Origin of the sequence: Paenibacillus tuaregi (assembly GCF_900086655.1) — a bacterium.
In the GTDB taxonomy this organism is placed as follows: domain Bacteria; phylum Bacillota; class Bacilli; order Paenibacillales; family Paenibacillaceae; genus Fontibacillus; species Fontibacillus tuaregi.
Map to the genome: position 1 here is coordinate 4,561,434 of NZ_LT575476.1, position 12,249 is coordinate 4,573,682.

General features: G+C 47.3%; 8 protein-coding genes, 17 tRNA genes and 1 other annotated feature (1 of these 26 cut by a window edge). Of the genes, 1 reads left to right on the top strand and 24 read right to left on the bottom strand.

Annotation, left to right across the window (positions count from 1 at the left end; translation table 11 throughout):
* Positions 1 to 193: 193 nt before the first annotated feature.
* The 5 genes from manZ to BN6628_RS20415 form a co-directional block, all read right to left on the bottom strand.
* Positions 194 to 1,018 (bottom strand): PTS mannose transporter subunit IID, encoded by an 825-nt coding sequence (gene manZ / locus BN6628_RS20395; protein WP_068620168.1) that lies wholly within the window; start codon positions 1,016 to 1,018, stop codon positions 194 to 196.
* Positions 1,019 to 1,048: 30 nt separating this feature from the next.
* Positions 1,049 to 1,819, bottom strand: a complete 771-nt coding sequence (locus BN6628_RS20400) for a PTS mannose/fructose/sorbose transporter subunit IIC (RefSeq protein WP_068620169.1) — start codon at positions 1,817 to 1,819, stop codon at positions 1,049 to 1,051.
* Between the two features lie 26 nt (positions 1,820 to 1,845).
* Positions 1,846 to 2,328, bottom strand: a complete 483-nt coding sequence (locus tag BN6628_RS20405; RefSeq protein WP_068620170.1) for a mannose/fructose/sorbose PTS transporter subunit IIB — start codon at positions 2,326 to 2,328, stop codon at positions 1,846 to 1,848.
* Between the two features lies 1 nt (position 2,329).
* Positions 2,330 to 2,749: a PTS sugar transporter subunit IIA gene (locus BN6628_RS20410; RefSeq protein WP_068620171.1), complete on the bottom strand. Its 420-nt coding sequence runs from the start codon at positions 2,747 to 2,749 to the stop codon at positions 2,330 to 2,332.
* Positions 2,750 to 2,944: 195 nt separating this feature from the next.
* On the bottom strand, positions 2,945 to 5,731 hold the full coding sequence (locus BN6628_RS20415; protein WP_068620172.1) for a sigma-54-dependent transcriptional regulator: 2,787 nt from the start codon (positions 5,729 to 5,731) through the stop codon (positions 2,945 to 2,947).
* A gap of 256 nt (positions 5,732 to 5,987) precedes the next feature.
* On the opposite strand from BN6628_RS20415, the gene rpoN reads away from it, so the two are divergent.
* Positions 5,988 to 7,307: an RNA polymerase factor sigma-54 gene (rpoN, locus tag BN6628_RS20420; RefSeq protein ID WP_068620173.1), complete on the top strand. Its 1,320-nt coding sequence runs from the start codon at positions 5,988 to 5,990 to the stop codon at positions 7,305 to 7,307.
* 98 nt (positions 7,308 to 7,405) lie between these two features.
* Here the strand turns inward: rpoN and BN6628_RS20425 are convergent, their stop codons facing one another.
* The 19 genes from BN6628_RS20425 to BN6628_RS20515 all read right to left on the bottom strand — a co-directional run bounded on the left by BN6628_RS20425 (position 7,406) and on the right by BN6628_RS20515 (position 11,660).
* Entirely contained in the window at positions 7,406 to 8,230 is an 825-nt protein-coding gene (locus BN6628_RS20425) for a Cof-type HAD-IIB family hydrolase (RefSeq protein WP_068620174.1), read from the bottom strand.
* Positions 8,227 to 9,030, bottom strand: coding sequence for a DeoR/GlpR family DNA-binding transcription regulator (locus BN6628_RS20430; protein ID WP_082926998.1), 804 nt, complete (start codon positions 9,028 to 9,030; stop codon positions 8,227 to 8,229). Before BN6628_RS20430 ends, BN6628_RS20425 begins: the two co-directional genes overlap by 4 nt.
* Positions 9,031 to 9,288: 258 nt before the next feature.
* Positions 9,289 to 9,361, bottom strand: a tRNA-Lys gene (locus BN6628_RS20435).
* 608 nt (positions 9,362 to 9,969) lie between these two features.
* Positions 9,970 to 10,049, bottom strand: a tRNA-Leu gene (locus BN6628_RS20440).
* A 28-nt stretch (positions 10,050 to 10,077) separates the two neighbouring features.
* Positions 10,078 to 10,154 (bottom strand) — tRNA-Arg (locus tag BN6628_RS20445).
* A gap of 35 nt (positions 10,155 to 10,189) precedes the next feature.
* A tRNA-Cys gene (locus tag BN6628_RS20450) sits at positions 10,190 to 10,263 on the bottom strand.
* 6 nt (positions 10,264 to 10,269) lie between these two features.
* Positions 10,270 to 10,344, bottom strand: a tRNA-Gly gene (locus BN6628_RS20455).
* A 10-nt stretch (positions 10,345 to 10,354) separates the two neighbouring features.
* A tRNA-Gln gene (locus BN6628_RS20460) sits at positions 10,355 to 10,429 on the bottom strand.
* Between the two features lie 11 nt (positions 10,430 to 10,440).
* Positions 10,441 to 10,516, bottom strand: a tRNA-His gene (locus BN6628_RS20465).
* Positions 10,517 to 10,541: 25 nt separating this feature from the next.
* A tRNA-Trp gene (locus BN6628_RS20470) sits at positions 10,542 to 10,615 on the bottom strand.
* A gap of 5 nt (positions 10,616 to 10,620) precedes the next feature.
* A tRNA-Tyr gene (locus BN6628_RS20475) sits at positions 10,621 to 10,705 on the bottom strand.
* A gap of 7 nt (positions 10,706 to 10,712) precedes the next feature.
* A tRNA-Thr gene (locus tag BN6628_RS20480) sits at positions 10,713 to 10,788 on the bottom strand.
* Between the two features lie 16 nt (positions 10,789 to 10,804).
* Positions 10,805 to 10,880 (bottom strand) — tRNA-Phe (locus tag BN6628_RS20485).
* A 70-nt stretch (positions 10,881 to 10,950) separates the two neighbouring features.
* A tRNA-Asp gene (locus BN6628_RS20490) sits at positions 10,951 to 11,027 on the bottom strand.
* Positions 11,028 to 11,042: 15 nt separating this feature from the next.
* Positions 11,043 to 11,116, bottom strand: a tRNA-Met gene (locus BN6628_RS20495).
* Positions 11,117 to 11,133: 17 nt separating this feature from the next.
* A tRNA-Val gene (locus BN6628_RS20500) sits at positions 11,134 to 11,209 on the bottom strand.
* 195 nt (positions 11,210 to 11,404) lie between these two features.
* Positions 11,405 to 11,476 (bottom strand) — tRNA-Glu (locus BN6628_RS20505).
* A 13-nt stretch (positions 11,477 to 11,489) separates the two neighbouring features.
* Positions 11,490 to 11,581 (bottom strand) — tRNA-Ser (locus BN6628_RS20510).
* A gap of 3 nt (positions 11,582 to 11,584) precedes the next feature.
* A tRNA-Asn gene (locus BN6628_RS20515) sits at positions 11,585 to 11,660 on the bottom strand.
* A 99-nt stretch (positions 11,661 to 11,759) separates the two neighbouring features.
* Positions 11,760 to 12,249: a sequence feature (23S ribosomal RNA rRNA prediction is too short), on the bottom strand (it continues 371 nt past the right edge of the window).

Below are 12,249 nucleotides of genomic sequence, written 5' to 3' on the forward strand. Positions count from 1 at the left end.
TATTCGCTTAAATGTAATGTGTAAACTGGCACTGACTGCGGTAGTCCTGTTTGTCTTCACTATGAGGGGAACCGCCTTTGCGCAAACTCCGTCTTCCCCGACACAGCTTGCCGGACCTGTGGACCCCGAAGAAGTGGAATCATTGATTATATCCTGGAAGTCATAGAGCCCAAGCGGAAACCCTGCTTGCCCCCTATGCCAGTACGCCCAGCGCGTATCCGATAATGCCTACCGCGAATAAAGCAAAGATGAGAGCAATGGCATTCACTTTCTTTTTGAGCAGTTTCATGCAGAGGAATGTTAGAAGCAGAGGCAGCAGTCCCGGCAGCAACTGGTCCAGAATCATTTGGACCGTTGTGATTACCTCTTTACCGTCCGTTCCCGTATATTTGGACACGACGAGCGGCACATTGATGCTGGTCCATTTGGATACGAGCGCGCCCATGACGAATAGTCCTAATATGGAAGCCGATTCCGTAAGCTTACGCAACCGATTGCCTGACATGTCGGACACGATCTCCGTTCCTTTTTCATACCCGTATTTCAGACCGTACCACTTGGTCGCCAGCCGGCAGACGTTGAAGAGAATGAAGAACAGCAGTGGTCCAACAATACTGCCGGTCAGAGCAATGGAAGCACCGAGCGCTGCAAGAACCGGACGCAAGGTTCCCCAGTAAATCGGGTCCCCTACCCCGGCGAGCGGACCCATCAAGCCGACTTTGACCCCGCTGATGGTAGCGTCATCAATAGGTTGTCCGTTAGCCTTCTGCTCTTCCATGGCGGCAGTGACACCCATAATCGGGGCCGAGATAAAGGGCTGTGTATTGAAGAACTCGAGATGCCTCTTTAAAGCTTCTCTTTGATCTTCTTTCTTGCTGTATAGCCGTTTGATCGCCGGGATCAAAGTGACGCAGAAGCCGATCGACTGCATCCGTTCGAAGTTGAAGGACCCGAGCAGGAACCAGGACCGGAAAAACATGCTGTTCAAATCTCTTTTCGTTAATTTCTTATCTTCCATTTTATAATCCCCTCTTTCTTTGGAAACTTGCTACAGTTCATCAATTTCTTCTACCGCCACACTCTTCGCGTTATATTTCGGATTCAACTGGATGTACAGAATGGCCAGCACCGCGCCCACAATACCAAAACCTACAAGGTTAATACCCGTAAAGGCGGCAACGACGAAGCCAAGGAAGAAGAAAGGCATCAGATACTTGGCGGACATCATGTTGATAACCATCGCATAACCGACGACGACGATAAATCCGCCCGCGATTTGCAGTCCTCTCGTTACGACATCCGGAATCGCATTCAGCAGATCCGTGACCAATCCCGTCTCGGCGGCTATCGCTACCAAAACAGCCGGCAGAGCAACACGCAGACCTTGCAACAGCAGCGCAATAAAGTGACATAGCTCAATTCCCTTGAAATTTGACGATTCCGCATATTTGTCTGCCAGATGCTGGAAGAAAACAGTGATCGTCCGGACAAAAATCGTAAGTACCTGACCCGCGGCAGCAATCGGTATGGCGACGGCAATTCCCGCACCTATTGACTGATGCCCTACAATAACAAGAATAGTTGATACTACACTGGCAAGCGCCGCGTCGGGAGCCATGGATGCGCCGACGTTCATCCAGCCAAGCGCCATCAGTTCCAACGTACCGCCAAGAATAATCCCCGTCTTGACATCGCCAAGGACCAGACCGATCAGCGTACAGGCAATCAGCGGCCGATGCGTCTGCCCTTCGTCCAGCACGCTGCCCATGCCGCAAATGGCTGCAACTATCGCTACCATCACTATTTCAAAAGTACTCATGTAATAACCCCCTCTTATTACCTTGACTATAAACCTTGAATTTTGGAAATCAGATTCACCTTCGGATCGCTGGCAACTTTTCTGATTTCCAACTCGATGCCCTTTTCATGGAGCTTGCGGAAAGCCTCAACATCCTGTTTGTCGACGGATACTGCTCCCGTAATCTGTTTCTTGCCTTCCTTGTAGCACATGCCGCCGACATTCACCGACTTGATCGGGACTCCACCTTCCACTACGCGAAGCACATCCGATGGATTGGTAAACAGAAACAACGTTTTGAAATCAGCGTATTTCGGATTGTTATACGCCTCAATCGCTTTATCAATAGAAACGACGTAAGCATTGATTCCTGGCGGAGATACTTGGAGCAGCAAGGTTTTCCGCAATGTATCCGCTGCCACTTCATCGCTCACGGCGATAATCTTGTTGCATTTTGTTTCTTTCACCCATACCGTTGCTACTTGGCCGTGAATTAGTCTGTCATCAATACGAACAAATGAAATTTCCATACTATAATTCCTCCTCTGTTTGAATTTCTCTAACGGTGCGGAACGATTTCATCGAATCCTGCCCTGCACGAATCGCCAGCTTTACCAGATCTCCCAATTGCTCCGTCGATCTGTTGACCAGAACGTCAACGACCATGGGGAGGTTAACTCCAGATACAATATCCATATTCTCATTACCAGATGCGATCCGGCTGGCTGCGTTGTACGGGCTGCCGCCGAACAAATCAACTAGAAATATAACACCGTCGCTCCAATCAATCGTACCAAGTGCTATTTTGAATTTATCTACAAGTCCGTTAACGCTTTCACCCGGTTCAAACGTAACTCCCACCACGTTCTCCAATTGACCATAAATCATCGACGAAGACCTCAGCAGTTCTTCGGAAAATCTTCCATGGGTACCCACAATGACTCCAATCATTTTATTTTCACCCCCTTAGCTCTCTATGCCCTTAGATATGCAATATCCATGCCAAACTCCTGTATCATCCATAAATTTTCCTTGAAACCAAAAAATCCCCGCTGCTACAGGGATTTTCGTTCGTGAGAAAACGCTCTTTTTTGTTCTAAATTACATCTTTCATACACAAATATAAACGCTTCATACTCTTTGTTACTATAATGGGGTCGTTTTATATACATCACACAGAATTTCGCAAATATAATATTTCTCATCTTCCGTGAGGGTCAAATTTATACCATCGGCAAATATACCACAAGCCTGGTTTACCGCATTCAGAACATGTGAATCCAGAATGCCCGTCTCTCCGCGGTAAACCAGCCCATCGTGTATGACCATCCGCTCCAGGGCGTGAGCAGTATGAATAGCAATCTGGACCTTCGTGGCATATTCGAAATCTGTCCGCAGCTCCCGTTCAAGCTCCTCGACAAATTTCATCAGGGTTCCCAGTATTTTGTGAGGATTCAGATACGTCAAAAATTCCTTTAAGCTGTCTTCACACAAACCCTTAATGACCACGTTTTGATTGGCCTGTGTAACGGGCAGCTCATGATGCATCAGCAGTTCTCTTAGCAGTTCCTGACCTCTTGCGTCAATCAGCAGTTCCAAAGGAATGAACGGAACACTGTGGTCGCTCGGCCGTTTTACGCCTATTACGGCGAGAACGCTTTGTTTGACTTGAAACTTTTTAACCACCTTGTCAAGCTCCCTGATTTTTGCCGGAATAACGGTAATTTTCTTTTCCGTCAGATCGTAAACGATTTTCTCGACGAATTCCTTTACCTTGACCGCGGCGCCTTTGCCTGAGGAGCAGACTGTGATGATCACCTTGTTGTCCAATGTCGCTGTTAACGAAGCTTCCATGTTGTTGTAGCCTCTGAAATCCATGAGCGACCGGTGGATGTCCTCAAGCTCCATATCGAGAATGCTGGCCTTACGGACAGCCTCAAGCGTAAGCGGTGTGGAAACCATGTCGATTGTCTTGACCTTGACCCCGACCCGTTCCATAATGATCGCTTCAAAACTGATCAGGGACCCCATATCCACCAGCATCAGTACGCCTCTGCCACAGTCAATGCTCTTAACCTTGTCAACAATAATTTCTAAAATTTCTCTCGGACTGACATCGAGCGGCATGTCAACCGCGCAAATATTGGAGCTGCCGAGGAGACTGTTAACAACACCGACAATGCTGCTTGCGGTGCTGTTACCGTGCGTGGCCACAATAATCCCGACCTTGCCCTGCCGCTCCTCCTCCACCGATTTGAGCAGGATTGCCATGTACGTTATTTCAGCCCCCGGCACGTCAATCCCGAACCGATACTCTATCATGTCCTTAATGGTCAAAGCCACTCTGTATTCTTCATCATGTTCGTCGACGGGATCATAGACCAGTTTGCCACCGTATTTCTTCTCTCTGATCCGCTTGAGAAAGGCGCTCAAATGAAGACTGAAGGCATAGACGAAACGCTCACTGTAATTCCGATTAAGCTCCCGCTCAACCAGTTCTTTAACCTCATCAGAAAATTCGAGAATTTCATTATCCACAATTTTGAGAATTCGTTCTCTGCTTCCTTTCAGGTTATTGAAACGGTTATAAAAGCTTTTAATATGGATATTGACGTCCGTAGTTATAAATCTGTTGATGTAACTGTCGTCAAACCCTTCATCCTTAAGCAGGCTTATTTTGTCCTCAATCAGCTTATATAGGTTGAATGGAGGCTCAAGAACATCCTCCTCCAGCAAATGGCTTCCTTCGGGTGTAATATATAGTGGGGATACAATTGCACCGAATTCTTCAATCTCCCTGCGGTTCTTTCCAAGATTGAACAACCCTTCCCTGATATTACCCGGAAGTAGTTTGAAATCGAGTATAATCTCCTCCCTATTCTCGCGAATGCTGTTCAAGAACCCTTTAGCGCAAACGAGTTGGATATTCGATTTGAGCTGCCCGATATTTCCATAAGTGACACTGCCGATAAGCGCTTTGACAACCTCCAGCTCGACTTTGATCGGTTTGTTGACGCGAAGGCCTTCACTCTCCAGCAAATGCTTGAGAATCTGAAGCTGCTCCCCAGGCGTTCGCTCCTGAAAGGGGGGAATATTGATTGTAATCGGAATACGCCGGATAAAGGTCTTGAGCATAGAAGAGGCGGGATCTTCCGTGGTGGCCGCAACGAGTAGCACATTCGCACTGCGACCCCGCTCCGATTCACCTAATTTGTTGTAAGTATGGGTATCCATGAAATAAAAAATCATTTCCTGGCCTTCCGGCGGCAGGCGGTGAATTTCGTCCAGAAACAAGATGCCCCCGTCCGCTTTCTCCACAAGCCCCTTTTTTTCCGAATCGGCCCCGGTAAATGCGCCTTTGACATGTCCGAAGATATGTGAAAGCAGCAACTGGGGATTGTTGTAATAATCCGCGCAGTTGAACACGATAAAGGGCGAATCGTCGGAGAACCGCTTCATATGTTTGCCGTAGTTGTACATCAGCTTGGCAAACAGCGTTTTACCTACTCCGGTCTGCCCTACAATCAGTGTATGCAATCCTCTTGGCGGGTAAAGAATCGCAGCCTTCCCCTGCTCCACCTGGTTACGCATACTATCCTTGAAACCGATCAAGGAGCGAAAAGGGTCAACCTGTTCAACTGGATGCAGAATCTCATCCAGGCTCCCAACCTCAATCTGCTTCTCTTTAAGCTTAGTCCGAAGAATGTGCTCGACGGTTTCCTTGTGCAGAAACTTGACGGGTCTTCCCTTAATTTTGATAATATGGTCTGCTCGCAACAGCTCATTCAGCTCTTTGCTCACATTATTTCTCAGCATATTCTCATGATCGGCAATCTCCGCCGCGGTAATCCCGCCACCGTGCCGCAAATCTTCTTCGGCCATGCTGCCCGTCTGCTCTGCAATGTATTCCAAAATCCTGTCGATTCTCTTCAACTGCATTCCTCCAGCCTGAGTTCTCTTTGAAGTAAGCGTTTCCTTCCTGAACTACTATTGCAGTTCAATATAATCATGTTGAAATTCCTCAAGCTAAATATAACAAACTCAATATGCAAATGGTAACAAAAAAATGCACAAAAAACTCTTCATTTGAGCAGGAGAGTTGGTCATACTTCACGAAATGCTCTTCTATAAATATCTGATACGGATGAATTGCTGCCGTCGGGTTACCCGAAAGGAGTGCTGAAAATCCATGAACCAATTCAGTTTGAAGCAAGAACAGAAATTGAAACTGACCATGACGCCCGAATTACGGCAGGCTATCCAAATCCTGCAGTATTCTTCGGAAGAACTGATATCCTATCTGCGGGAACAGACGAATGAGAATCCGGTTATCGATCTGCAGGAATATTATATATATATCGACGGAGAGAGCTGGGGGAATTTGAAACCCAAAAGGGCGAACACGAAGGAAATGCTAGACTGGGTTGCCAAACCGTCCAATACCCTCTATGAGCATCTGAAGTCACAGCTTGGACTGGTCTGCGGTCTAACATGCATACAGCGGAAGACGGCGTTATATCTGATCGGCAACCTGGATGAAAAAGGCTATTTAGCGACGGACCCCCTGGAGGTTGCCGGACTGATAGGCGTCAATCTGGCAGAGGTTCTGGCTATGCTTGCCCTGGTGCAGAGCTTCGAACCGGCAGGCATTGCTGCCCGCAACCTGGAGGAATGCATTCTTTTACAGCTCCAGCGCTCCGGCACGGTCGATGAGCTTGCTATTGCAATGGCGCAACGTCATCTGGCGGATCTGGCGGCCAACCGGCTGCAGAGAATCGCGGATGCGCTCGGAGCCGACATATCTGAGGTTCAGCAGATATCCGACCGGATACGCAGGCTGAATCCGTTTCCGGGCGCTGCGTTTACCCAGGACGAGTACCGATACATTATCGCGGATATTACGGTGGAGCGATCCAGCAGCGGCGAGTATCGGGTGCGGCTGAGCGATATCGGTTCGCCGCAGGTCTCGGTCAATCCGTATTACCGGCAGATGCTTCAGGCTCTTCCCAAGCAGGAGGAAGCCCGGCAATTTATTCATGCCAAGTACAGCAACGCTTGCTGGCTAATTAAAAGTCTGGAGCAACGCAGGCAGACTTTGACACGTGTCGCCGAGGCTATCGTTGCGATGCAGCATGATTTTTTTGACGGCGGCATTCACGGACTGAAACCGCTCACCCAAAAAGAGATTGCGGAAAGCACCGGGCTGCATGAATCCACGATTAGCCGGGCGGTCAACAACAAATACATGCAGACGCCCCGTGGTTTGTTCGAGTTGAAATACTTCTTCACTTCCGCTCTTGCAACGGCGAACGGCGAAACCTCTTCCTCGGAGAGCGCCAAAAAACGCATTCGGCAGGTAATCGATGAAGAGGATAAGCGTAAACCGCTGGCCGATCAAACGATTGCGGAAATGCTGGCCAAGGAAGGGCTAGAAATTTCCCGGAGAACCGTAGCCAAATACCGAGAGGAAATGCGGTATCTCTCTTCTGCCAAAAGAAAGCGGTTTTGAATTTCATAATACCAAGCCCGGAAGCAGTCACGACGCGTAATAGGGCCTTTTTCGCGTCAGACGCTTCCTGCTTTCGATAAAAATTCAACCGATACTTGCTACTGTTCCGATGCAATCACGTACTTTTCCAAGCTATACTTCAGCCCATCTTTGTCATTGCTTAGTGTTACATCATCCGCATAGCGTTTGACCTCATCAGGCGCATTAGCCATAGCGATTCCTAATCCGGCAAATGATAACATATCGATATCGTTGAAATTATCACCAATCGTCATGATTTCTTCTCTTGATAAGCCTAGCCTTTGCAGAATGATTTGAATGGCTTGTGATTTGGATGCAGAGCTATCCATGATTTCTAAATAGGTTTCCTTTGACTTATAGATTGAAACACCTGTGGTTTCATTCTTTAATGTTTTTTCAAGATCGTTAATTTCCCGAGAATTTCCCATGCATAAAATTTTATGCGTTTCCTGATTGTTCTCTAGATAAGCGGCGAAATCCGCCTTCTTGGGGTCGGTATGGATGATTTCTTGTTCTTGAGTCACCCAATAATTCTGGGTATCACTAACCAACCACTCATTATAGCTATATAGACTGATACTAATGGTCGGGTATCTGTCTTTTGCAATTTCGAGAATTTTTCTGGTTTCTTCCCGTGATAAACTTGTACTGTGAATAGGTGCCATGTTCCCTTCGCTGTTTTCCTCTAAAACAAGTGCCCCGCTATAACAAATAATAGGAGAATGGATGGCCAATTCCTCTTGAAGGGAAACTACTCCTCCAGGCATTCTTGCAGTAACAAGCACAAAAGGGACCCCACTTTTTACTGTCTTTTGTATCGTTTGCTTTGTCTGAGGAGTAATTTGATGGTCAGAATTTAATAATGTTCCGTCTACGTCACTAAAAACCGCTTTTACCGTCAAGTCAGTTCATCTCCTTCTTCCTGAGCAATTTCAATCTTTATTCTATACTCTTTTAGAATCCTCATATATTTATCCGGGGGTTCTTCATTGGTTATCAAGATATGAATGTCCTGGAAAGAAAGTCCCTTATATGAACTGACCAGATTGAATTTATGGGAATCCGTTAAAAGATATACTTGTTTAGCGCGCTTTGCTACCATTTGCTTCATATAAGCATCTTCTTGGTTTGCGAAGTATATCCCGTCCTCCAAAATGGCTGCGGCACCGAAAAACGCTTTATCAAAATAGACATCATTTAACTGGGAGGCAAGAGCAAGATCATAAAAGAAACGATTCTCATGATTAAACTTGCCCCCGAGTAAGTGTACCTCTATTTCTTTTTGAGTTGACAAGACCACTGCATTGTCCAGCGAATGGGTATACACGGTGATATTCTTCTTGATTTGCTCACATAAAAATTTATTGGTCGTTGAGACATCTATAAAACAAAGGTCTCCGTCAACGATGTATTTCGAGGCTGCTCTTCCCACCATAAACTTCTGCTTCGAAGCTGTATTCAGCCGTTCTTTGTACGCTTTTATGGCTACTTTGAAATGAGGCAGGGCAATTCCTCCATGAGTCCGTATAGCAGTCCCTTCTTCAACCAGCTTGATGAAATCTCTTCGCACTGTATCTCTGGAAATATTTAACAATTTGGAAATTTCCTGATTTGAAGCCTTATCATAACTTTTAAGGTATTCCAGGATCTTGACTAAGCGTTCCTCCTGATAAATAAGAATTCCCTCCCTCGCTTCTACCATTATAAGTGATTACGCACGTTTTGTTAAGCGTTTTTAAGTGTTTTTTTCGTTGGACTTGTCTATGACCAGCTTAACTTTTAGATCCTGCGGATATCTTTGGTATAACTCATTCACCAGTATCTTTACTCGCTCTTCCTTTGGAGACCATTGCATCATTAAACCCTGCAACATCGACCGGGCTTTCACTGGCTAGAAAATGCGTGCTTATCTGGATACGCAAACAACAAAAAAACGGCATCTCTGACGTTTCTTCTGTGATGAACTCTCAGCGACTCGAACCCCGGACCCATTGATTAAGAGTCAACTGCTCTACCAACTATGCTAAGAGTCCATATTGATGTTTGGTGGAGCCAAGGGGGATCACACCCCTGGCCTCATCGCTGCCAGCGATGCACTCTCCCCTGTTTCAGCCTGATAATACCACATCCCCCCAGATTTAAGCCGGTATGACCGCTTCGTCATGTTGACTTTCCATTCAATAGGAGCGCCTAGACAATATCCCCACTTGATAGAACCGTTCTGCTCGTAACTGCGCATCTCGATATTCGCATGAAAGCACATATCACACACCGCAATTTCTACTGCAGAGCTTACTTTGAACCTTTCCCAGAATCCTGCCTGAACTGTTCTGGTACCTGCAGCCTATTAGAGTCGGCCGACTCTGGACGGTACAAACCGTTTAGACTTTCCACAAGGGTGCTGTGTCTAGGATGCAGGCTTTCAATAGCATACAAATCTGCTCTAACGGCTTTCATCATTTCACCTAATTAATCGAGAATAATTCTCATTTGAATTCTTTATGAATTTAACAAATCCATCACAATCCGCCATACAGTGACTGCCGCTTTGTTGGATGGTAAAGCCATGAGCAGTTGCTTAAAAATATAAAAACAGACTTATAAAATTGCCTAAAGCAATTTTATAAGTCTGTTTTAGAGATGCCGGTGAAGGGACTCGAACCCCCACGGTTTCCCTCACGATTTTGAGTCGCGCGCGTCTGCCAATTCCGCCACACCGGCACATCATAGATTTCTCATTTAGAGAAAATGGCGCGCCCTAAGAGATTCGAACTCCTGACCTTTTGATTCGTAGTCAAACGCTCTATCCAGCTGAGCTAAGGGCGCATGCTCATGATGTTGTTATACCAGATAAAATAAAATGGAGGCGCCACCCAGATTTGAACTGGGGATAAAGCTTTTGCAGAGCTGTGCCTTACCACTTGGCTATGGCGCCATGTAATGGAGCGGACGACGGGAATCGAACCCGCGACCCTCGCCTTGGCAAGGCGATGCTCTACCGCTGAGCCACGTCCGCATATTTAAAATGGCTGGGGATATAGGATTCGAACCTATGCATGACGGAGTCAAAGTCCGTTGCCTTACCGCTTGGCTAATCCCCATTAAAATTAAATGGGGCGATCGATGGGACTTGAACCCACGAATGCCGGAGCCACAATCCGGTGCGTTAACCCCTTCGCCACGACCGCCATAAGATTCAGTTGAAATAAGAAATGGCAGGGGCAGCAGGAATTGAACCCACACCAACGGTTTTGGAGACCGTTGTTCTACCTTTAAACTATGCCCCTATAAATGGTGGAGGCTGATGGATTCGAACCACCGAACTCGTAGAGAGCAGATTTACAGTCTGCCGTGTTTAGCCACTTCACTAAGCCTCCATATAAATGGTGCCGGCGAGAGGACTTGAACCCCCAACCTACTGATTACAAGTCAGTTGCTCTACCAGTTGAGCTACACCGGCACGGTGTAAAGAATTATGGTGGCTCGGGACGGAATCGAACCGCCGACACGAGGATTTTCAGTCCTCTGCTCTACCGACTGAGCTACCGAGCCATAATTTTAATATTTGATTGTATCTCAGTGAATCGTAGTAGATTCTCATCCCGATACACAAGGATGTTAATGGCGGAGCCGACGGGATTCGAACCCGCGGTCTCCTGCGTGACAGGCAGGCATGTTAGGCCTCTACACCACGGCTCCACACTAGTAAAACAATTGCGGGGGCAGGATTTGAACCTGCGGCCTTCGGGTTATGAGCCCGACGAGCTACCGGGCTGCTCCACCCCGCGTCAGTAAAAGTATATTATGGTGGAGGCTGAGGGGATCGAACCCCCGACCCTCTGCTTGTAAGGCAGATGCTCTCCCAGCTGAGCTAAGCCTCCATAGGTTGAACATAATCTTTATGTTACCAGATGAACCTTCTGTAAATCAAGTGTAAAATCACTTTTAATGAAAGTGATAACCCGTAGGGGATACTCATTCTTCGAATGAGACTACGAAGTGGATGCTAACGAAGTTTATGCTCCGACGAACCCTGATGGGTTCTCATCCCCACTTGAAGCTGTTAAAGAAAGTGATGACCCGTAGGGGATTCGAACCCCTGTTACCTCCGTGAAAGGGAGGTGTCTTAACCCCTTGACCAACGGGCCTTACAAAATATTATGGCGGAGAGAGAGGGATTCGAACCCTCGAGACGCTTGTGACGCCTACACGATTTCCAATCGTGCTCCTTCGGCCAACTCGGACACCTCTCCATATGGCTCCCCGAACAGGACTCGAACCTGTGACAACTCGATTAACAGTCGAGTGCTCTACCAACTGAGCTATCAGGGAATATCATTATTTCAGGCTTGATCACCTGAAAACTAGATACGAAACGAACTTGCGCACCCTTCTAGGAACTGCGTCCTTCGGGTATTTTTGGATAAGCCCTCGACCGATTAGTACTGGTCAGCTCCATGCATTACTGCACTTCCACCCCCAGCCTATCTACCTCGTCGTCTTCAAGGGGTCTTACATACTGGGAAATCTCATCTTGAGGGGGGCTTCACGCTTAGATGCTTTCAGCGCTTATCCCTTCCGCACTTAGCTACCCAGCTGTGCTCCTGGCGGAACAACTGGTGCACCAGCGGTGCGTCCATCCCGGTCCTCTCGTACTAAGGACAGCTCCTCTCAAATTTCCTACGCCCACGACAGATAGGGACCGAACTGTCTCACGACGTTCTGAACCCAGCTCGCGTACCGCTTTAATGGGCGAACAGCCCAACCCTTGGGACCTACTTCAGCCCCAGGATGCGATGAGCCGACATCGAGGTGCCAAACCTCCCCGTCGATGTGGACTCTTGGGGGAGATAAGCCTGTTATCCCCAGGGTAGCTTTTATCCGTTGAGCGATGGCCCTTCCATGCGGTACCACCGGATCA